This window comes from Chloracidobacterium sp. (assembly GCA_025057975.1).
Lineage (GTDB): Bacteria > Acidobacteriota > Blastocatellia > Chloracidobacteriales > Chloracidobacteriaceae > Chloracidobacterium.
In genome coordinates this window covers 46815-67963 of sequence record JANWUV010000010.1, presented here as the reverse complement: position 1 = coordinate 67963, position 21149 = coordinate 46815, and the positions used below count along the sequence as shown (strand labels likewise).

Below are 21149 nucleotides of genomic sequence, written 5' to 3'. Positions count from 1 at the left end.
CTTCCCCCACGCTTCAGCCGGTTGCTTTACCGCGCTTTTTGCTTTCCCGGAAGCCACTGTTTGGAATGGCGCTTACAATCACCTTTCCAAACCGCGCGGATTGTCCGATCCGTGGGATTGTTCCAGTAAAGTACGCCCGCTGTCCGGGAACAAGAAACTCGCCGCCGGCCATTGTGCGACCGCTGCCGATAGGGACATTGTATTTGTCCACCACCATAAACAGCAGGGACGGATTGTAACGCCGTACGCCATCGTTGCCGGTGTGTACCACTTCACCGCTGATGTTGATGTCACCGTTTTCGGCGACTTCAGCCGTACAACTTTCAATCCGCAGCGGGTCATTGATGGGGTTTTCGATTTGAACGTTGATGGGAAAGGACATACACGCTTCGCCTACGGAACTGGAAAAGGTGGCGGGGACGCCGTTCGTCCGTGGAACGTAATTGTAACGTACATCGCCTCACAACCTGCTGATAAGGCCGAAAACACCTAGCGTTCGTTACGGCGCTCCCATCACAACCACCAGCGCCCACTGCGCCGGGTGGCGCGTCAGATGCGCCGACTGCGCCCGCTGCAGCGCGACCGCCGGGCTCAATCCCTCTCCCAGCGCCGCATAGAACGCGCAAACCAAATCCCGCATAAAACGATCCTCCACCCGTCCAAGCGTTGCTACAACGCTCGCTGCGCCCGCCGCCAAGAACGCTTGTCCCAGCCCCGTCAGACCTTCGCCGCGCAGCGGCGCGCCAAGAGCAGCGTCGCAGGCCGAGAGCGTCACGAGTCGGAGTTGAGGAAAATCCCGTGCATAAACCTCCGCCGCCGTCAGCCGTCCGTCGTCAGCATCGGTGGGCGTCAGGTGGAGCGTCGCCTGCAACGGTTCTTCACCGTTCGACGTGCCATGCACGGCGAGATGGGCGAGGCGTACGCCTTGCAGCGCCTCCAGAACCCGCGCCTTAGTCGCCTGTTCCCCAGCCAGCGTCAGCGACGGGCCGAGAAGCGACGAAAGGCAGGCGATCTCATCGCGTGCGCCGGTCAGCGGCGGCAGGTCTTCCGTTTCGGCGTCGGAGGTTGGGTTGGGATCGGCAACGATCAGTGCGGGGGCGCGACGTGGATGCTCGGTCTGCGCCTGCGACTTGAGCGCCTGCACCAAAGCCGCAACGCTCGGACAGACGGCGAACGGCGTTCGCTCCGCCAACCACCGGCCTCGCTCATCACACAGCGCCCCCCACGGCAGGCCGTGGAGCAATCCGTCAGGGACAATCGCTAAACGAGTCGCTTCATTGAGGACGACCCCCAGCGGCGACAATAGTTCAGCTTCCAACGCCTGTCCGGCTTGGCGCAATGGCGCGATTTGGTCGGTTGGGTCGGAAAGACACCGGAGGAGCGCCTCGGTCATCCGGGTGAGTCGCTCGCGTGTGATGGGAAGCGTCCGCCGGCGCAATGTCCGGCGGTCAAGGACGAAGCCTTCTACACCGTGATCGTCAACGGCATAGGCGACGACCACAAGGTTGTCCGGCAAACTCCGCTGCAGAGCGCGTACGGCGCACGCTGTCCCTTCCTGCGTTCGGCGGCGGTCGAGCAGCGTCCGGGCGCGCGCCCGTTCAAACCAGTCCAACGCTTCATACGTTCGCCCGCGCCGCAGGTGCAGGCGCGCCATCTGCTCATAGAGATCGGCATGCCGATGAAAGAAACGCTGCCGATCCGGTGTTTGCGCCAACTTTTGGCGCAGTCCTTCCAAGCGACGGATGCCTTCAGACAGAGCGGCTTCGGCGGCTTGGTCGTCACCGAGCGCCAAGTAGGCCGCGCCGCGCACCGAATCCACCAGCGGCCGGTAGGCGTCGTGCCGACCGATGCGAAGGCTCTTTGCGGCGGCGGCGCACAGGCGCAATGCAGCAGTCGGCTCACCCAGTTCCATCCGGCACCAGGCCGCCGTCGGGAGAAAATCAAGCGCCAGCACCGCCCGGAGGCGCGGGTCGGTAACACCAGCGAAGATGGCTTCAGCGCGCGCCAGCGCCGCCGCCGCTTCCGTCCGCCGTCCCAGCCGCACGCCCAAAACCGCCAACAGGGTTTCAGCGTCGAGTTGAAAGGCCGGAAAGGCCTGCCCTTCCGCCATCACCCGCGCTTCTTCGGCAAACACAAGACCCAGTTCAAAAGCGCCGGCGGCGGCGCAGGTTCGCGCTGCAAAAGCACAGGCTTGCGAACGTCGGCGCAGGTTCGTCCCATGCTGCAAGCCGGTCTGGAGCAGATCGCGCAACGCCGCCAAAGCCGCCGCTGACCGTCCCTGACGCTCATAGGCGTCGCTTAGAATCAGCAGCGTTCGCTGGTACTCCTCCCAGTCGGCGAGTGTCTGGAATCGCGCCAGCGCTGCCCGGCACTGGGCAACAGCCGACGGCGCATCGGCTTGGCGCAGCGCTAGCTGCGCTCGTACGCGCAACACCTGCCCCTCCAGCCGAACGTAGCGTCGCGCCTGCGCCGCCGCCAACAGCCTGCTGCTGCGGCGATCAAGCAGCTCAATGTCAGGCATCTGGACGGCGCAATAAACCAGTCCCAGTTCAGCTTCCGCCGCGCTCGCCGAATCCCCCAACGCCAGAAACGTCCGGTGAGCTTGTGCGTACAGCGGTTCGGCCGCCGTCGGCTTTCCTTCAATCGGATAGAGCCGGCGGGCTTGCAGCAACACGTGGTAAGCCGTCAGCCATTCCGTCGCACGACCGTTCAACCGAATCGCCGTCAGTGATTCGACGAGATCGCCAACCCAATGTTCCTCGCCGCGCCGCCGCGCCGCATCCGCAACCTGTCGCAGCCGCGCCAAGTGTTGTTCGTCGCCGGAAACCAAGAAGTTTTGGGCGGCTTCGCTTAGCCCATCGCCGATGAGGCGACCGAGGTGATCGGCGAGAAACCGCTCCATTTCAGCCGATTCGGAGCGTGCGGCAAGCCTGTCGAATGTCGTCCAGAGCGCGACGGCATCCGGCGGCTGCCGCGACAGATCAGCCAGATGGCGTTGCGCCGTCGCCGCCCAAGCGTCCGTCGGCGCATCCGCAAGGTAACGTCTCCACTCGGTTTCAGCGCGGGCGGACAAGCCAAGACGCTGAAACAAAAGCGCTCGGTTGAAGCGCGCCGTGTCGGACAGCGCGGCGTCGCGCAGCGCTTCACCAAACGACCGGAGCGCCGCTTCAAAGCTTTCCGGTCGCCCGGAATGCAGCGCCCACTCCGCGTAAGCCGCCGCCCGGTCATTCACCCAAGCCGAGTCGGCGTTGGGAACGGCGGTGAGGAGACGCCGGCGGGCGGAGCGGATGTCGCCCGCCGCCAAGTCGCGCCAGAGACAAGCATGATCGCGCTGCGCCGGATCAAGCGCCGTTGCAGTGACAACAGCGGCGGCTTCCGCAGCTTTGGCTGCATCCAGGGTTGTAGCGCCGGCGTCCGGCGGCGTCTGAACCCCGGACAACCGAAAGCCGTGGGGCGTTGTCACCGGCCACTGCCGCAAGCGCCGCCAGACTTCTAAGACGCCGGAAGGGGTCTGCGACGGCCGACAAGCCGTGACAGTCGCCATCAGCAAGAACACTGCCGCCAACCAACGACTCGCCATATGGAAGTCCGCTGTACGGTCTTGCCGACGAGCCGCCGCGCGTGCCAATACATACCAGCCAACTTGAACGAATCCCATGACTTTGACTGTGTTCTCAAGCGATGAAACGCTTTCTGAATCGGCTTCTTCCGACGCAAAAACAAACCACTGTAGGTGTCCGGGTCTGCTGCGGCGCCGTATGGGTGGCGTCGGCGCTGACGTGTGCCTGCGCCACGTCGTCGCCGGTACCGGCTCCACCGCCGCCACCGCCGACCACACCGGCGGCGTCCTTCAACACAACCCCGGCGAAACGATTGGTAGCGACGCTGGAGACCTCCAAAGGGCGAATTCAGTTTGAACTCCTGCCGCAGGACGCCCCCAAAACATGTGAGAACTTTCGCCTGCTGGCGGAACGCAAATACTACAACGGCCTGACGTTTCACCGCGTGATCAAGGGCTTCATGATCCAAACTGGCGATCCACGGGGCGACGGTACCGGCGGTGAATCGGCCTTCGGCGGTGAGTTTGCGGACGAAATTGACCCAAAGTCGCCGTTGTATCTAGCCGGCTACAAGGCCGGCATCGTAGCGATGGCCAATCGCGGACCAAACACCAACGGCAGTCAGTTCTTCATTATGCACCGCGATTACCAACTCCCGCCGAACTACACCATTTTTGGGCGCGTCATTGCAGGGCAGGAGGTCGTGGACGCCATCGCCGAGACCCCGACTGGCCCCAACGACCGACCGCTTACCCCAGTGCGGATCATCTCGGCGACGGTCAGTGAACTATGAAGTAAATCGTGATCAGCAAGCGCAGTGACGATCCAGCGCGTCTGGGCTATGCTTGCGCGACTTTATCTTGAAAAGGATACCCAGCATGGCCGCCAAGCTCATCGCTACCTTGGTCACAAACTTCGGCGAGATTCGGTTTGAGCTCCTGCCTGAAGACGCCCCAAAAACCGTTGAAAACTTTACCCTGCTGGCCAATTGCGGCTACTACACAAACGTCACATTTCATCGCGTCATTCGCGGCTTTATGATTCAGGGCGGCGATCCGACGGGGACGGGTGCCGGCGGCGAGTCCGCCTTTGGAGGCGAATTCGCCGATGAAATCAATCCCAACTCGCCGCTGTACCAGACGGGTTATGTGCCGGGCGTCGTTGCGATGGCGAATCGAGGGCCAAACACGAACGGCAGCCAGTTCTTCATCATCCACAAAAAGTGCGCCCTGCCGCCGAACTACACCATTTTTGGGCGCGTCGTGTCTGGGCAGGAGGTGGTGGACGCCATTGCTGAGACGCCGACCAACGCCCAAGATCAGCCGCTCAAACCAGTAGTGATTCAATCAGCCCGTGTAGAGGAAGTCGCCGCGCCGTGAAGTTTCCCCACCTTGCTTTTTTTTGGGAAACACGCTACGTTCGTCTCCCGCTTTAGCTGGTTGCATCCTTAGCTCAGTTGGATAGAGCGTTGGCCTCCGGAGCCAAAGGTCGCTGGTTCGAATCCAGCAGGATGCACCACTTCCTTTAGGCTGCTTCTCATGCGGAGCAGGTTATTCCCCTGCGTCCTCTTGCGTCATGGACCATCACCCGCCGGCTATTGAAATGCGCGGCGTCACTAAGCGTTTCGGCGCGCTGGTCGCCAACGACGCTGTGACGCTTAGGATTGCGCCGCGCAGCATTCACGCCGTCATTGGTGAAAACGGGGCCGGTAAATCCACGGCGATGAACATCCTCTACGGCCTCTATACACCGGACGCCGGGGAAATCGTCCTGCACGGGCGGACAGTGCGTTTTGCCTCCCCACGCGACGCCATCGCCGCCGGCCTGGGCATGGTACACCAGCACTTCATGCTCGTGCCGACGCTAACCGTTCTGGAAAACGTCATCCTCGGTGCAGAGCCGTGCGCCGGACTCACGGTGGACTACACTGGCGCACGACAAAAGCTGCTTGATTTGTGTGCGCGGTACAAACTGCGCGCTGACCCGGACGCGCTCATCAGTGAACTCTCCGTCGGCGAACAGCAGCGGGTTGAGATTCTCAAGACGCTATACCGTGGCGCGGAAGTGCTGATCCTCGATGAACCGACAGCTGTTCTGACGCCGCCGGAAGTTGAAGAACTCTTCACCGTCCTTCGCGCCCTCCGCGCCCAAGGTAAAACCATCATCATCATCACCCACAAGCTCAATGAGGTGCTGGCGCTATCCGACCGCGTCACCGTCATGCGCGACGGCAGGGTCGTCGGCGAGGTGGAAACCCACCGGACTTCGGCTGAGGAGCTTGCGCGTCTCATGGTCGGGCGGGACGTACTCCTTCGGGTTGAGAAAACGCCGGCCCGCCCGAAAGACGTGTTGCTTGAGGTTGACCGATTGACGCTGACCAAACCGAATGGCGCACGGGCGCTTCAAGGGGTGTCCTTTCAAGTCCGGGCCGGTGAAGTTGTTGGTGTCGCCGGCGTCGAGGGTAACGGTCAGTCGGAGCTTATTGAGTGTCTGGCCGGGCTTCTAAAGCCAACGGCGGGCGACGCCCGGCTGCTCGGCAGGTCCATCGTTGGGCTGTCACCGCGCGCCATCCGAGCGTTGGGCGTGGCGCACGTCCCTGAAGATCGTCACAAACGTGCGCTTCTGCTGGATTTCAATCTCTCGGACAACGTCATCCTCGGCGATCATTATCATCCGCCGGCGGCGCGATTTGGCGTCCTCGACCGTCCCTACATCCACCGGCGCACGGAGGCGCTGCTACGGGACTTTGATGTCCGCCCCCCGAATCCACTAGCGTTGTCGCGGTCGCTGTCGGGCGGCAACCAACAAAAGTTGGTCGTTGGGCGGGAGTTTGAACTGCCGCCGAAACTGTTGCTGGTCGCTCAGCCGACCCGTGGTGTGGACATTGGAGCCATTGAGTTCATTCACCGTAAACTGCTGGCGTTGCGCGACACCGGGGTCGGTGTCCTACTGGTGTCAGCTGAGTTGGAAGAGGTTCTGTCGCTTAGTGACCGGTTGCTGGTTATGTATGATGGCCGCATCGTCGGTGAGGTTGATCCGGCTCACACATCTCAAGCTGCGCTCGGTTTGCTGATGACCGGCGCAGCTGATCCTGTCTCCGCTGGCGGCGCTTAGTGCTTTATGCCGTACTACTGCCCGAACTGTGGCGCGCTCAATGAAGATACCGTAACGGCTTGCTTCAACTGTGGGGCGCCAAATCCGACTATGCCGCCGTTGGGCTCGGCCGACAGCGGCACGGACATTGGCACGACGACTCCATTCGAAGCGCCGACGCAACTGCAATCGCCTTATCAAGCGCCGTTGTATCCGCCGCCGACACCTAGTACCTACACCTCGCCACCCTATCCCTACCCCACACCGCCGGCGACTTACACGCCTCCAGCCTACGGGCAAGTTGGGTATCCACCGCCAGCTTTCTTCCCAGAGGTCGGACGCCTACAATCGCAGGCACGGAATTCGTTGATTCTTGGTCTTCTGGGGTTGTTGTGCTGCGGTCTTTTAGGGCCGATTGCTCTAGGCATTGGTATTCAGGCGAAAAATGGCCTGCAGCGCCTTGGCGTCAACGACGGACAGGGCATAGCGCTTGCTGGCGCTATTCTTGGTGGTGTGGCGACCGCCGCTTGGGTGCTGTGGCTGGTTGTGAGCTTGATTTCAAAGTAAGTTCGTCACAACCCATGCCGTCTGCTGTCTGGGGGAATCGTATGCGTATCGCTCAGTCGCTAGACCCAGCACTGCTCCACGGCTCTCTATGGGCAGCTTTCACAGCCCCTTCACTAAGCTGTCGCACCGACCACCCTTGTTGAGGGCGTGATGGACTTGCCGAGAAGCGACGAAGAGTTTGCGGCAACGTATGTGCAGAGCTGCTGGGGCAGCTCGTTGTGAGGCGGCGTGTTGGAACAAGGCGCACACTTTCAGCCCACCAAATCACCCCGCCATGATGTTGTATGGCTTGAAGGACGCGCCTTCCTTGGGTTGACGCTAGGCGCATTGTCGGCGCTGGCGGGTTGGCTGTGTACCATCCCCATTGGCGTCATCGCGCTCTTTCTAGCGATTCAGACGCAGGCTGGCATCCTTCGCCTTGAAGAAGACGCTGAACTGCCATCTGACTTGCGCCGCCGACTACCCGCTCTCCAGCGGCGCGCCCGCTGGGCGCTGGCACTGGGCGGCATCGGAACGGTGTCATTTCTGGTAAGCTTGATTCGTTTCCTGTGGCTTTACTTCTCATCCTCGTAACAAATGACGACGAAGGTTGAGGCGCGAGGTGGGTGAGCCTGATGAAAGGGCGTTGGACAGCGTGGCTTGCCGGGGTGGTTTTCCTCATCCTGTCCATTTTGGGTGAGTGGCGCCAGGCCGCCGCGCATCCAGAACCAGCCTTTCGACGGCTCAACCAAGCTCACGGTCTGTCAAACAATGGTGTTCTTGCTTTGCTTCAAGATCGGCAGGGGTTCATCTGGATTGCTACCGAAGACGGGCTGAACCGCTATGACGGCGTTGAGTTCAAAATCTTTCGCATCCAGGAGGATGGGCGAACCCCAACCTTTACGGTATGCAGCTTGTACGAGTCGCGCGACGGCGTATTGTGGGTGGGGACGAATGCACGCGGTCTCGCCCGTTTCGACCGCTGGACGGAAACTTTCTCCTTCATCACTGAAGGGCTGCCGGTTGACCACCAAGGGCGCTATCCGCGCATCGAGGCCATCTTGGAAGACAACGAAGGCGTGCTCTGGATTGGCTCATGGGCGGGCATTGGGCGGCTCACGCCAGACCGCAGACGGATTTTACCGTACACCTTGGGAAGCGAAACGCGGTATCCGCGCGTCACCGCCATCGCCCAAGATACACGGGGACGGTTGTGGTTTGGCGGGATGGCGGGCTTATGGCGGCTATCGCCGCCCTCTATGCTCCCTGTTTTGCGGCACACTTTCCCCAATAATGTACAGGAGCAAGGCGTTCGCAGTCTGTGTTTGGTGGATGACATGCTCTACGTCGGCGGCTGGCAAGGGCTGTATGTCGTGGACACCGCCACTGAGCGCTTACTGGAGGACATTCCTGGACGAAGGGCGCTGGCTGGGGCGCATATCAACGTCATTCGAGCCAGCCTTGACAAGCAATGGCTCTGGTTAGGAACGGGCGACGGATTGCTGCGGTACCATCGGCAAACCGGAGAGGTTGTGAAAATTCAATCGGATCCACGCTACGCAACCAGTCTAGGCGGCAACGATGTCCGGTCGCTATTGGTGGATCGAACCGGCGCACTGTGGGTCGGCGACGGCGGCTATGGGATCAGCCTCTACGCTCCCTCCACCCAGCGGTTTCACTGGCTACATCATGATCCATTTGAGCCGAACTCACTCAGCGGCAACTTTATTCGTGGTTTGGCGGAAGCGCCGGACGGAACGGTGTGGGTCGCCACCCAGTACGACGGCGTCAACCAAGTTGATCTGAAAACCGGGCGTGTTGTGCGGTATGAGCCGCGCGCCGACAACACCAGCGCGCTGCCCGCCGTAGGATGGGTTTGGGCCGTCTGTGTGGATCATCGAGGCGAAGTGTGGCTTGGAACCAAAACCGGCGTGTATCGCCTTGATGCACGATGGCGGCGGTTTGTCCCCGTACCGAATATGCCCCGCGCCAGCGTTCACGCCATCTTTGAGGATCGCCGCCGCAACTTGTGGTTTGGCTTCGGATCAGATGGACTCTACTGCCTAGCGGACGACCGAAGAACACTCCAAGTATTCCAACCGGCGGCTATTCAAATGCCGCCCGATGTGTCGGATGGCATTCAGTGCCTGTATGAAGACCGCGCTGGACGGATTTGGGTTGGTTATGAAAACGCCGTTTCACGGCTAGATCCGGTCACGCAGGAGGTCCGGGTGTATACGCACCGGGAACTGGGCGGACGGCGGGCCGATGGCTTCTATGTTGTGCATGTCAACGAGGATCAGTCCGGCAACCTATGGGTGTCCACCAAGGGACTCGGTGTACACCGCTACGACGCGCAAACTGACGCTTTTGTGGAGCACCTAACGACGGCTAACGGACTGCCGCACGACAACGCTTATGGGGTGCTGCCCGATGACGACAGCCGACTCTGGATCTCAACCGACCGGGGGCTGGTTTGCTACAACCCTGTGACGAAACACATTGAGATATTCGGGTTGGGGAGCGGCTTGCAGGGACTGGAATTCAACCGCGCCGCCGTACTCAAGCTATCCTCTGGAGCGCTGCTCTTTGGTGGACCAAACGGCCTCAACTGGTTCTTTCCACGTGACATCAAACGCAGCTCGGACGGACCGCCGGTGGCGATCACCGAAGCGCGCACCCTAGACCGTGCTTTACCGATTACGCCGCAGGGACTGACCCTGCAGCCTGACGATCGCGCTCTGACGCTGAAGTTTGTCGCGTTGGATTTCAGCGCGCCGGAGGAGAACCGCTACGCCTATCGGCTGATCGGCTTTGACCGGGACTGGCGGCTGGCAGCGGGCGCGCTGCAAGCGACCTACACGAACTTGCCGCCCGGCGAGTATGTCTTTCGAGTCAAAGCCGCCAATCCGGACGGCGTATGGAATGAAACTGGGGTAAGTGTGCTGATCCGGGTGCAAGCCCCGTGGTGGCGGACGTGGTGGGCGTCCATCCTATACACTTGCGCCGGCGGGGTTGCGCTGATACTAGCGTTCCGCTTTCAGGCACACCGCCTAGGCCTAGCGGCTGCTCTGCGTGAAGCCGAACTCAGGGCAACCCTGCTCGCACGTGAAAACCGGCAGCGCGCTGAGTCGGAGGCGCTGCTCAGGAGCAAGAATGAAGCCCTAGCGCTGGCAAACGCGCAACTGGAAGCGTCCAAGCAAACGATTGAAGCCGCCAACGCCCAACTGCGTGAGGCGAACGAGCGCCTGCAGGAACTGGATCGCATCAAGCAGGGTTTTACTGCCATGCTGGTGCATGACCTCAAATCGCCGCTGGCGGTCGTATTGGCCACACTGGAGTTTCTTGAAATGCAAAATGAAGGCGACGCCGATGCGCTTGAACTGATCCAAGCCGCCAAAACCAATGTCGCCAACATGACGGCGCTCATCACCGAACTGCTGGAGGTCTTTCGCGCCGAAGCGCAGGACATTCAACTTTCGCCTCATGAGCTTGACGTGACCACTCTGCTTCATCAGTGCATCGCCGCCGCGCAAATTATGGCGCGGGAGAAAAACATCGAAGTGCAACCCGCCATACCATCCAACCTCCCGCTCATCCGCGCCGACGGCAAGAAATTAGAGCGTGTTTTTATGAACTTGCTCTCTAATGCGATTAAGTTCACGCCAGCGCAGGGCATGGTCACGGTTGAAGCCGCAGTGTTTGAAGGCGTCGGCGTTGAGGTCGGCAAACGCTACATCCAGGTTTCCATCACCGACACCGGGCCAGGGATTCCTGCCGAAGAACTGCCATACATTTTTGATCCCTATCGACAGTCGAACACACAACAGCGCTCGCTGGGTGTCGGCTTAGGCTTGTCCATTGTGCGGCGCATTATGGCCGCCCATGGCGGTACGGTTTCTGTACGCAGTCAGGTCGGCGTCGGAAGCACCTTTACCGTGATAATACCCGTCGCGGAGACCAGCGGCGCGTTTGCATTATCAGCGATGACAGGGCAAGTTGCGCGCCGGACGCCTACGGGAATCTGTAGCCACACCCCGAACAAAAACGAGCCCCCACCTGATTGACGAGGCCGCACTGGGGGCAAGTCGGCAGCGTACTTGCGACCCCGGCAGGGTACGGCACGACAGAAGCTCGCGCCCCACAGCGGGAACAGAAGACGGCGGTGGGCGGCATTGGGGCGCGGCAGGCAATGCAAAGTTGCTCGTCACTCTGACGTGGCGGCGGCGTAGGACTGCGGTAAGACGGTTCCGGCGGTGCCGCTGGCGGCTGCCACCGGTCAGTGACTTGTTGAGCAAAGTAGGCGTCCAAATGCGCCCACAGATCCTCGACCAGTTTGAGTTGATTGAACGCGCCAACAATTGGGAGGACGACAAGCGGCCCTAACAAAACATAGCCGACAACACCCAGCGCGGCTTTTTCCAACCACTTGCTTGTCCCAACCTCAACTAGCAGACGGTCCCCTATTGGTTGCAGTCGCACTGTCAGGGCCGAGGACTGGCCAAGCAGCGTCGTCAGGGTTGAATCGCGCACCGCTTGGATGATGATTGTTTCGCCCACCGGCACAACTTGGACGCGGTGGTCGCGCATCAGGAAAAAATGGCGAATGTCGTTGGCCAAAGTGGCAAGATGAAATCCGCATGGGAGACGGTAGGTGCGATCCTGCATGACGACTCCAGACTTGGATGTGGCATACATTCGGCATAGTTTATGCGCCACCGCCGGACTTGCTTGTCAAGCGTCGCCTGAGTGACGCAATGTTGTTGAGGTGAAAGAAAGCGTCATGAGATACGAAGTTAGGTTTCGGTTGGTCCTGGCCGCGGCCGTCATTCTGGTTGGTCTTGGTGGTCTGCCGATGACCGGTTTCGGTAGGTTGGGGCAGCCGCCTAGCCCGGAGTGCCCAGGTAGCCCAAGTTATGACTGTAGCGGCATCCCGCCGGTGGTTTGCCGAGCCGTTTGCAACCAGTTTCAGTCCGCCGTTGTGCGCGACCGCTGCGCCTACCGGCAGCGGCTAGTGGTTGAGCGTTATGAGAAACCGCGTCGCAACGGCGATCCACCGGGACGCCGCCGCCAGAACCGTGAAACAGAAGTCATTGTTGAACCGGCGACGCGCCCGGATGAAACTGGCCAGTATCCAGTGCTGACACGGATTGTCAGTGACACCGACGACAACGGCCGCCCCAAGAGCCGAGTTGATCCGAAGGCATTAACCATCCTTTCGGCGCAGGGTTTTTTTGATTTGATTTTCTTTCCACTGACGCCGGAGCGCGTTGTGTACTACGAGTTCGAACCGACGACCTCGCCCCGCGAGGGTGAGTTGGCCTTTCGGTTTCGACCGCGCACCCGGTCGCGCGCCGTTCCGTTGGCGTCCGGCGTGATTTATCTAAACGAGCAGGGCGAAATGCTGACGCTGACAATAGACAGGATGTACAACTTGGAGGTGCTGGACAAGAACCTCAAGAACATCCGCTCCATTTCGGCGACGGTAGACTATTCACAGTTCAACGACCGCTTTCGGATGCCAACGCTGGCTCGTGGTGAAGGTATCTCCGACGTTTCACGGTTTGACGGCTACTTCAAGTTCAGCTTTGAGGAAGGCAACTACCGTCCCGTGCTCAATCTGCCGCCTTGGGCGACAAGCGGACGGACTTTGCGTGACTAAGGCCCTAAAGGCGGCCCTGTGGCAAGTCATTGTTTTGCCTATGGAAGGGTTTGCCACAGGGCGGAACAAGCTTACAGGAGACGGCGCGGCGGCGGCTTCTAGCGGCCGGCGAGCTTCCCGACGAGTGTAAAGAGCGGTAGATACATTGCAATGACGATGCTCCCGATGGTCACGCCCAGAAAAGCAATCATGATCGGCTCAATCAACGTCAGCAGGTTGGCGATCGCCGCATCCACTTCGAGTTCATAGAAGTCAGCGATCTTGGTCAGCATGGCGTCAAGCGCACCGGTCTGCTCGCCGACGCCGATCATCTGGCAAACCATCGAGGGGAAAACGCCGCTGGCTTTGAGCGGCTCGACAATCGTTTGCCCCTGTTCAATCGAGTCGCGGACGCGGTTGATGGCGTTGGCGACGATGACGTTGCCGGCGGTGCGCGCCGTAATGTCAAGCGACTCAAGAATCGGGACGCCGCTCGACAGCAACGTCGCCAGCGTTCTTGAGAAACGCGCAACGGCGATTTTGAGCAGGATGTCCCCGATCACGGGAATCTTCAGCAGGAGGCGGTCAATCTGATATCGTCCGCCGGGTGTTTTGTAGTAGGAGCGAATCGTCCAAGCGATGAGGCCGAGAATAATCAAAATGAGCCACCAGTAGCTGGCCATGAAGCTGCTGATGGCAATCACAATTTCCGTCGGGAGCGGGAGGCGTTCACCCGGCCCGAGCAAGCCTTCAAAGATGGTTCGGAACGCCGGGATGACCACCACCATGATGACGGCGATGACAACCACCGCCAGCACAATCACTGCCGACGGATAAATCAGCGCCGAAATCACATCGGAGCGGAGCTTGACGATTTTTTCAATGAAGGTCGCCAGACGCTGCAAAATGGTGTCAAGGATACCGCCGGTTTCACCCGCCGCCACCATGTTCGTGTACAGATTGTCGAACACCTTGGGATGCTTGGCCATGGCATCCGAGAGAGTTGAGCCGCTTTCGACATCGGTGCGCACCTGCGTCAGCACCTGTTTGAAGTACTTGTTCTTCTCCTGCTGAGACGCCAGGATTTCAAGGCACTGCACCAGCGGCAAACCGGCGTCAATCATCACCGAGAACTGGCGGGTGAAGACCGCCAACTCCTTGGCGCTGACGCTGCCGCCCACAAGCTTCGGGAGCGCGATGTCGCGTCCCTTTTCCTGAACGCTGACGACCGTGATCTGTTCACGGCGGAGCATTGCTTCAAGTTCTTCCCGATTGGCGGCGTCGCGCTGTTGGCGCACCGGCTGGTTAGTGCGCTGGTTGCGTCCTACGACAACGTACGTCGGCATAACCGAGTCCTCTCCTTGCCCAGATGCCTTCGCGACCTTCAGTGGCGTCGGCGGGGCCGTCTTGGTACAGGCGACTCCACCAACGCTTCCTCTGGTGCGCATACCGGCGGATGGCATGGCGCGCCACGGCGGTTGGGTTCAACACTTGAGCGACCGCGCCATGGTCTACCGGTGCTTTTTTCCCTTGACGTAAAGTTTGCGGGTATTCTTGGCCAATCGTCACAGAATGCGCAAGTCACGGAGGTAAAACTCCGTGACTTTGCACAGTTCGTCCAACAATTTTCGCCCGACTAACGCCGAATCGGCGGCGGCGTACCGGGACGCATGGGCGCACCTGGCGGCATCGGACGACCAGCCGGGGGCACAGGGCCTCCGGGTCCGCCAACGCCGCTCGTGGCGCGATTAATCAAGTCCTGAAGCTCATCGGGGTTGTGCGACCGCGCCATCGCCACTTCCAACGTGATCTGGCGACTGAGATACAGCCCTAGCAGCGATTGGTTGAAGGTTTGCATCCCGAACTTGTCTTGCCCAGTTTGCATCATCCCGTAAATCTGATGGATTTTGTCCTCGCGGATGAGGTTTCGAATCGCTGAGTTCGGCACAAGGATTTCAAGCGCCATACATCTTCCCTGCCCGTTGGCTTTTGGTAGTAGCGCCTGACACAGCACACCCTCTAAAACAAGGCTCAATTGCGTCCGAATCTGTGCCTGCTGGTGCGCCGGGAAGATGTCAATGATCCGGTTAATGGTCGAGTAGGCGGAGTTGGTGTGCAACGTTGCAAAGGTCAGGTGACCAGTTTCGGCGATGCGCAGGGCAGTCTCAACGGTTTCAAGGTCGCGCATTTCGCCAATAAGCACCACGTCTGGGTCTTGGCGCAAAGCAGCGCGTAGCGCATTGGCGAAGCTGTGGGTGTCGGCGTGAACTTCGCGCTGGTTGACGATGCAGTTCTTATGCGGGTGTAGAAACTCAATCGGGTCCTCGATCGTGATGATGTGCTCGTGACGGTCTTCATTGATCTTGTTGATCATCGCCGCGAGCGTCGTGGACTTACCAGAACCGGTCGGCCCGGTCACCAGAATCAGGCCGCGCGGTTTCTCGCACAGTTTTTTGACAACCGGCGGCAAGCCCAACTCCTCGAACGTACGAATCTCGTAGGGAATCGCCCGAAAGACGGCGCCGACCGCGCCGCGCTGATTGAAGAGGTTGGCTCGGAAGCGCGACATCCCCTTAATGCCAAAGGAGAAGTCCAGTTCGAGCGTTTCCTCAAAGCGGTGCTTCTGCGCGTCCGTCAGGACCGAATACGCTAGTTGCTTCGTATCCGCCGGCGTTAGCTCTGGGTAATCCAGCGGCTGAAGACGGCCGTGCACCCGCACCTGCGGTGGGGAATTTGTCGTGATATGCAAGTCTGAGCCGCCCAGCTCGATCATTTTCCGAAGCAGGTCGCTCAGTACAAGGTTTGAGGACATAACAAGTACCTCCTTGCGCGGCCTGAGCCGTCGTCATTGAAGTCCCTCAGAGTGGGTGCGCAAGTAAAGACAGCACGCTTTGACCATTGCTAAACTGCATCCTGATGGGAACGGCGCTAGAGGACGGTTTCACGCACAACCTCTTCAATTGTCGTAATACCATCCATAATTTTCCGCAGTCCGCTCCGCCGTAGCGTAATCATCCCGTGCTCAATCGCCTTCTTGCGCAACTCTAGCGCCGACGCGCCAATCAGAATCAGCTCACGCAGCTCATCATTCATTTCCATCACTTCGTAGAGGCCAACGCGCCCCTTGTAACCAGAGCCTTTACAATTCGGACACTCGCGGCCGTCTTTGGTCTTTCCTGTTCCCTCATAGATGACGACCTTGGACGCCTCTTCTGGGGTAAAGCCAAGCTCGATGAGGGTTTGGGCAGGCGGCTGAATTCTGGCGGGCGCTTTGCACTCCGTACAAATACGTCGGACGAGTCGTTGCGCCTGAATGAGGTTAACCGAGGTGGCGACCAGAAACGGCTCAATACCCATGTTCATCAGGCGGCTGATAGTAGAAGGCGCATCGTTGGTATGGAGCGTTGAAAGGACGAGGTGACCCGTCAGCGACGCCTTGACCGCAATTTCCGCCGTCTCGAAATCGCGGATTTCCCCGACCAGAATAATATTTGGGTCTTGCCGCAGGAAGGAACGAAGGGCGGCGGCGAAGTTCAGCCCAATTTGTTCCTTCATCTGCACTTGGTTGATACCGGTCAGATTGAACTCCACTGGGTCTTCGGCCGTCATAATGTTGGTGTCCGGCGTGTTGAGGCTGGCCAACGCCGAGTACAGCGTGTTGGTCTTGCCTGATCCTGTCGGTCCTGTCACCAACACCATGCCGTAAGGCTTAGCAATCTGGCGTTTGAACTTCTCCAAACTTTCCGGTTCAAACCCCAGCTTCGTCATATCGAGCATCAGCTTCTCTTTATCGAGCAGCCGAAGCACGATTTTTTCACCCCAGAGGGTCGGCAAGGTTGAAACACGAAAGTCAAGATCGCGGACGCCAGTTTCGCGTTTGAGTTTGATTTTGATGCGACCGTCTTGAGGCAGACGGGTTTCAGCGATGTCCAGCTTGGCCATGATTTTGATGCGCGAAGTTAGCCCAGCCCGCATTTTTAGGGGCGGACGCATGACTTCCCGCAGCAGGCCGTCCACACGGAAGCGAACGCGAAATTCCTTCTCATAAGGCTCGATATGAATGTCGCTCGCCCCATACTCCAGCGAGCTCACCAGAATCATGTTGACCAGTTTGACAACCGGGGCTTCATCAGCGGACGGAGCGCTGAGGTCAAGCACCTCTTCAGTCGGCACTTCCGTGACTTCGAGGTCCCCTTCGCCCAGCGCCTCACTGATTTCGCTCATCGCCTCTTCCAGATTAATCGGCGCAGCGGCCGGCGCAGCAGCGAGGTTGCTGAAATTGCCCAAGTTGAACTGATCATTGAGTCCGGCTGAAAATTCGTTCATTTTTTCAGCCAGTACGAGGCCCTTCTCCGGCGCGTAGTAACGCGCCAGCGCGCGCTCCAGCGACACCTCTGAAACGACGACCTGTTCAATATTCAGGCCCGTCATGAACTTGATGTCGTCCACGGCGAAGACATTCGCCGGGTCCACCATCGCGAGCGTTAGGGTTGAGCCGTTGCGCGCCAGCGGCAGGACCATGTACTTGCGAGCCGTCTCCTCCGGCAGCAGCCGCACGGCATTTGGGTCTACATCGAAGAGGTCAAGATTGACGGCGGGCACCCCATACTGGCGGCTCAGCACAGAGGTAATGACCTCGTCCTGCACCATGCCAAGGGTGACAAGGATCGAGCCGAGCCGACCGCCATTTGCCCGCTGATAGTCGAGCGCATCCTTCAACTGCTGAGGCGTAATCAACCCTTCCTTGAGAAGGATCTCACCAAGCTTTGCTGACATGTGCGAGTACCCTGCGATGAACGGCCGATCTGACCAAGGCTGATGACAAGTGCCGGAACCGTTGCGTAAGCCGTACGGGATGACTTTTTGGATCGCTTTGGTTGGAAACTAAGGGAATGATTGCAACTGTGTCAAGCAACGACTTCCCACGGAAGCCTAACCAACTCATCCGTCTGCCGCTCTTTTTGGCGTCACTTTGGCTGGCGGCAGGTATTGCGGTGGAACGCCTCCTGTCGTCTACGCCGCCTCTCCTATGGGGGCTAGGGTTTGCCGGACTGTGGACGCTCTGGGCCGTTCAACGACGCCGAACCACCTTTCAGCCGATGACCGGCTTACGCTTGGCGGCGGCCTGCTTGGTGGTAGGCGGCGCATGGGCGGCGTCCATTGAGCGGCAAGCAGGGGCGGCGGACGACCGGATTCGGGTTCGACTGCGTGGCATCGAACCGGAGACGCCGCTGCGTTTGACCGGCTGGCTCACCGACTGGCCGGAACCAGCAGTTGGGCGTATTACCCTCGACCTTGACGTAGTGACGCTGGCCCTACCGGCATCGGCACTGGCGCAACCTGTCCGGGGACGTGTTCGTCTGTTCCTACCGCTGACGCAGCCTGAGCATGTCCTTGAATGGGAACGGTTGGCGTTGACGCCCGGCGATCTGCTCACGGTGACGGCGACGCTGAGCCGTCAGGGGCGTTACGCCAACCCCGGCGACTATGACGTTGGCGCGTATCTTGATTGGCGCGGCTATGACGCGCAGGGATACGTGATTGCGGTGGCGCGAGTGCAGGCGGCTTCGTCGCTTACCCTGTGGAGATGGCTGCGGAAGCTTCGTTTGTGGGCAATCCACTATCTACAACGGGACTTTGACGCTCGGACAAGCGGCCTGCTGGCCGGCGTCGTTTTTGGCAGCGACCGCTTTTTGGATGCGACGTGGGCTGAGCAGTTCCGGCGCAGTGGAACATTTCACTTGCTGGTGATTTCCGGTTCACATTTTGCGCTGTTAGCTGGCGGCGCAGCTTGGCTGCTGACGTTGGCGACGCACAACCGCTGGACGACAGCCACTGTCGTCCTAACAGCCGTCTGGAGCTACGCGCTACTCGTGGGATTAGAGCCACCGGTTTGGCGCGCCGCCATCGCCGTCTCTGTCTGGCAGGCGACGCGCCTGTTTTACCGTGAATCGCACTGGTTGAATGTGCTTGGGGCGTGCGCTTGTGTCTTACTCATCGCACAGCCATCGAACCTGTTTGCGCCAAGTTTTCAGTTGACATTCGGAGCGGCGCTTGCGTTGGTGGGCGTCGCCGCCCCGCTCTACGCACGTCTGCGGGCTATCGGCGCGTGGCGACCCACCCGTGCCACGCCCTACCCGCCGGCCGCGCCGCTGTTTGTACGGCGTTTCGCCGAGACGCTGTTCTGGCGTGAGAGGCGGTTTCGTCAGCAAATGCGCCGCGAGCCAGTCAGGTATCGTTTGGACAAGTCTCCATGGGCCGGGCGGCTTGAACGGATCGGTTACGGAGACTGGAACCTCCAAACCTTGCTGCGATGGACGTTCGGCGCACTGTTGGCCGGCGTCTGCGTTCAGGTTGTCCTGTCGCCGCTTAACATCGCCTATTTCAACCGTCTAACGCCGGGCGGTGGCGTGACGACGCTGGTCGCTGAACTGGTGATGACGGGCGTGCTGCTGAGTACGCTGGGGTATTTCCTCGTGCTGGGGCTATTGCCGCCGGCGGCTGTGTTGTTCAAGTGGTTGACTACGAGTGGCGTTTGGGGGCTGGCGGCGGTGGCCGATCTGGGCGGTTGGTGTGGGAACTGGCGCATTGCCCACTGGGAAGGCTGGGGTCTTGTCGTCTATGGCGGTTTTGCGGTTGGTTGCTGGTTGTTGGGCACAGCGCTCCACGCATGGCGTCCGCTTGACCCGCCGACGCCCCGGCCGCTGCGATACGCGACGCCGGCGCTGGGCTTCATGTTGTGTAGCCTCTTCGGCTGGTTGGTTGTCGCCCCACCGCGCGCTTGGCGTACGCCCTCGGACGACCGGTTGCGTGTCACCTTCCTTGATGTTGGGCAGGGCGACTGCATCCTGGTGGAATGTCCGACCGGTGAAACGCTGCTCGTGGACGCCGGCGGACGACCTGCCGACATTCGTTCCGCGCCGGATGATTTTCGTGAAGACATTGGCGACATCGGCGAGCGCGTCATCGCACGGTGCTTATGGGCGCGCGGGATTGACCGGCTCAATGCCGTCGTCGCCACTCATCCCGACGCCGACCACGTCGGCGGCTTCACGACGCTGGCGGGCAACATCCCGATTGGGCAGGTCTGGCACGGCCCAGCGTGCGCCGACGATGCCGTCTTTCAGCGATTAGTGCAGGCGCTTGGCCGTTATGGCGTCCCGCGTCGATTCGTGCATGCTGGACTACAAACGCATGTCGGCAATGTCAAACTGACATTTCTGTGGCCTCCCGCCGACACTGCGCCGACCGGTACAAACGACGACTCGGTGGTGGTACGCATTGACTATGGGCGGCGGTCGTTCTTACTGACAGGCGACATCGAGGGCAAAAGCGAGCAGGCGCTGATTGCAGCCAGCGCGCCGTTGGCGTGTGATGTCGTCAAAGCGCCGCACCACGGCAGCCGAAGTTCCAGTTCCGCCGAATTTGTCAAGGCGACTCAGGCCGCTCATGTCGTCTTCAGTGCGCCGCGCCAGTCGCCCTTTGGACATCCTCATCCTGACATTGTGAATCGTTACGCTGACCTGCTCCCGCGCGCCGGGCAGTGGCATACCGGACGGGATGGGGCGGTAACGTTTGAAACCGACGGTGAGACGCTGCGTGTCTACGGCTATGCGTCGCAGAGGGCATCATGGTGAACAACTCGCATCCGCGTTGGTGGTTGGCGCAGACCGCCACCGTGTTTAGCCTGCTGGTGTGGATAGGATGGCCGGCTTGGCCGATGGCGGCGCTGACTCCGGCGCAGAGCGGCCGCCAGCGGGAGCGCCCGGACGACAGGCCCCGTACCGGCTTTGAGTTGGTTTCCGAAGAGGGCGGTTTCCGCGTCCGTTTGCCACGCGGGTTTGAGCAGCCCAAGCGTCAGGATAGCTCCAACGGGGCAGTGCTGGTTTTCACAAGCGCATCGGCGAATGAAACCGTATGTCAGGTGGCGGTACGAACGTTTATGCGCCCCGAGTTGGGCAATACCACACCCGACCAAGTAATGGATGCTGCACGGGACGCGCTACTACGTCCCTACAAGGGGGTGATTGAGCAGGAGGATCGCTATATCGTACAGGGCTGTCCAGCCCGCGCTGTCTTCTTCGGCGGGACGCGCGGCGACAAGGCCGTTTTTGGGCGCGTGGACTTCATCTTTGCGTCGCCACGCCTCTACCAGTTAGTCGTTGTGACGACCTTTCCCATCGAGCTTGACCGGGATGACGTTCAGCGTTTTTTCGAGTCGTTTACATTGCTCAAACCACCGCCGCCTGCGCCTTCAGGTCAAGCGGCGAAGTCGTTCAGCGCCGAATAGCCTCACGGTGGAAGGTCGG

15 protein-coding genes and 1 tRNA gene are annotated in these 21149 nt (G+C 60.2%); 10 read left to right on the top strand and 6 right to left on the bottom strand.

All coding sequences use genetic code 11. From position 1 onward, the window contains the following. Window positions 1-13: 13 nt before the first annotated feature. Together NZ585_10180 and NZ585_10175 are read right to left on the bottom strand one after the other, a co-directional pair. Entirely contained in the window at window positions 14-382 is a 369-nt protein-coding gene (locus NZ585_10180) for a hypothetical protein (GenBank protein ID MCS7080402.1), read from the bottom strand. Window positions 383-499: 117 nt separating this feature from the next. After that, a complete protein-coding gene (locus tag NZ585_10175) occupies window positions 500-3580 on the bottom strand; it encodes a CHAT domain-containing protein (GenBank protein ID MCS7080401.1) in 3081 nt (1026 codons plus the stop codon). 101 nt (window positions 3581-3681) lie between these two features. Between NZ585_10175 and NZ585_10170 the strand changes: the two genes are divergently transcribed. The 7 genes from NZ585_10170 to NZ585_10140 all read left to right on the top strand — a co-directional run bounded on the left by NZ585_10170 (window position 3682) and on the right by NZ585_10140 (window position 11266). Next, on the top strand, window positions 3682-4353 hold the full coding sequence (locus NZ585_10170) for a peptidylprolyl isomerase (protein ID MCS7080400.1): 672 nt from the start codon (window positions 3682-3684) through the stop codon (window positions 4351-4353). Between the two features lie 85 nt (window positions 4354-4438). Beyond that, window positions 4439-4939, top strand: a complete 501-nt coding sequence (locus tag NZ585_10165) for a peptidylprolyl isomerase (GenBank protein MCS7080399.1) — start codon at window positions 4439-4441, stop codon at window positions 4937-4939. A 62-nt stretch (window positions 4940-5001) separates the two neighbouring features. Beyond that, window positions 5002-5078 (top strand) — tRNA-Arg (locus NZ585_10160). 57 nt (window positions 5079-5135) lie between these two features. Further along, complete coding sequence (locus tag NZ585_10155) at window positions 5136-6674, top strand: ABC transporter ATP-binding protein (GenBank protein MCS7080398.1); 1539 nt, start codon at window positions 5136-5138, stop codon at window positions 6672-6674. Between the two features lie 6 nt (window positions 6675-6680). Next, on the top strand, window positions 6681-7220 hold the full coding sequence (locus NZ585_10150) for a zinc ribbon domain-containing protein (GenBank protein ID MCS7080397.1): 540 nt from the start codon (window positions 6681-6683) through the stop codon (window positions 7218-7220). A 228-nt stretch (window positions 7221-7448) separates the two neighbouring features. Next, window positions 7449-7793 (top strand): hypothetical protein, encoded by a 345-nt coding sequence (locus NZ585_10145; GenBank protein ID MCS7080396.1) that lies wholly within the window; start codon window positions 7449-7451, stop codon window positions 7791-7793. 41 nt (window positions 7794-7834) lie between these two features. Then, window positions 7835-11266: an ATP-binding protein gene (locus NZ585_10140; protein MCS7080395.1), complete on the top strand. Its 3432-nt coding sequence runs from the start codon at window positions 7835-7837 to the stop codon at window positions 11264-11266. On the opposite strand, the gene NZ585_10135 is transcribed toward NZ585_10140, so the two are convergent. Further along, window positions 11214-11867, bottom strand: coding sequence for a zinc ribbon domain-containing protein (locus tag NZ585_10135; protein MCS7080394.1), 654 nt, complete (start codon window positions 11865-11867; stop codon window positions 11214-11216). The genes NZ585_10140 and NZ585_10135 overlap by 53 nt on opposite strands. A 115-nt stretch (window positions 11868-11982) precedes the next feature. Between NZ585_10135 and NZ585_10130 the strand changes: the two genes are divergently transcribed. After that, window positions 11983-12861 (top strand): hypothetical protein, encoded by an 879-nt coding sequence (locus NZ585_10130; GenBank protein ID MCS7080393.1) that lies wholly within the window; start codon window positions 11983-11985, stop codon window positions 12859-12861. 98 nt (window positions 12862-12959) lie between these two features. Here the strand turns inward: NZ585_10130 and NZ585_10125 are convergent, their stop codons facing one another. The 3 genes from NZ585_10125 to pilB form a co-directional block, all read right to left on the bottom strand. Next, on the bottom strand, window positions 12960-14186 hold the full coding sequence (locus NZ585_10125; protein ID MCS7080392.1) for a type II secretion system F family protein: 1227 nt from the start codon (window positions 14184-14186) through the stop codon (window positions 12960-12962). 290 nt (window positions 14187-14476) lie between these two features. After that, complete coding sequence (locus NZ585_10120) at window positions 14477-15652, bottom strand: type IV pilus twitching motility protein PilT (protein MCS7080391.1); 1176 nt, start codon at window positions 15650-15652, stop codon at window positions 14477-14479. A 116-nt stretch (window positions 15653-15768) separates the two neighbouring features. After that, on the bottom strand, window positions 15769-17616 hold the full coding sequence (gene pilB, locus NZ585_10115; GenBank protein ID MCS7080390.1) for a type IV-A pilus assembly ATPase PilB: 1848 nt from the start codon (window positions 17614-17616) through the stop codon (window positions 15769-15771). 116 nt (window positions 17617-17732) lie between these two features. Here pilB and NZ585_10110 point away from each other — a divergent pair, with 116 nt between their 5' ends. Continuing rightward, window positions 17733-20477 (top strand): ComEC/Rec2 family competence protein, encoded by a 2745-nt coding sequence (locus NZ585_10110; protein MCS7080389.1) that lies wholly within the window; start codon window positions 17733-17735, stop codon window positions 20475-20477. Then, window positions 20471-21130 (top strand): hypothetical protein, encoded by a 660-nt coding sequence (locus tag NZ585_10105; protein ID MCS7080388.1) that lies wholly within the window; start codon window positions 20471-20473, stop codon window positions 21128-21130. Before NZ585_10110 ends, NZ585_10105 begins: the two co-directional genes overlap by 7 nt. The last annotated feature ends 19 nt before the right edge of the window (window positions 21131-21149 follow it).

Excerpts from the sequence above, each read along its gene's own strand:
- NZ585_10105 (MCS7080388.1), top strand. The coding sequence starts at position 20,471 with ATGGTGAACAACTCGCATCCGCGTTGGTGGTTGGCGCAGACCGCCACC.
- NZ585_10175 (MCS7080401.1), bottom strand. The coding sequence starts at position 3,580 with ATGGCGAGTCGTTGGTTGGCGGCAGTGTTCTTGCTGATGGCGACTGTC.
- NZ585_10120 (MCS7080391.1), bottom strand. The coding sequence starts at position 15,652 with ATGTCCTCAAACCTTGTACTGAGCGACCTGCTTCGGAAAATGATCGAG.
- NZ585_10180 (MCS7080402.1), bottom strand. The coding sequence starts at position 382 with ATGTCCTTTCCCATCAACGTTCAAATCGAAAACCCCATCAATGACCCG.
- NZ585_10165 (MCS7080399.1), top strand. The coding sequence starts at position 4,439 with ATGGCCGCCAAGCTCATCGCTACCTTGGTCACAAACTTCGGCGAGATT.
- NZ585_10150 (MCS7080397.1), top strand. The coding sequence starts at position 6,681 with ATGCCGTACTACTGCCCGAACTGTGGCGCGCTCAATGAAGATACCGTA.
- NZ585_10125 (MCS7080392.1), bottom strand. The coding sequence starts at position 14,186 with ATGCCGACGTACGTTGTCGTAGGACGCAACCAGCGCACTAACCAGCCG.
- pilB (MCS7080390.1), bottom strand. The coding sequence starts at position 17,616 with ATGTCAGCAAAGCTTGGTGAGATCCTTCTCAAGGAAGGGTTGATTACG.
- NZ585_10155 (MCS7080398.1), top strand. The coding sequence starts at position 5,136 with ATGGACCATCACCCGCCGGCTATTGAAATGCGCGGCGTCACTAAGCGT.
- NZ585_10170 (MCS7080400.1), top strand. The coding sequence starts at position 3,682 with ATGAAACGCTTTCTGAATCGGCTTCTTCCGACGCAAAAACAAACCACT.
- NZ585_10135 (MCS7080394.1), bottom strand. The coding sequence starts at position 11,867 with ATGCAGGATCGCACCTACCGTCTCCCATGCGGATTTCATCTTGCCACT.
- NZ585_10110 (MCS7080389.1), top strand. The coding sequence starts at position 17,733 with ATGATTGCAACTGTGTCAAGCAACGACTTCCCACGGAAGCCTAACCAA.
- NZ585_10130 (MCS7080393.1), top strand. The coding sequence starts at position 11,983 with ATGAGATACGAAGTTAGGTTTCGGTTGGTCCTGGCCGCGGCCGTCATT.
- NZ585_10140 (MCS7080395.1), top strand. The coding sequence starts at position 7,835 with ATGAAAGGGCGTTGGACAGCGTGGCTTGCCGGGGTGGTTTTCCTCATC.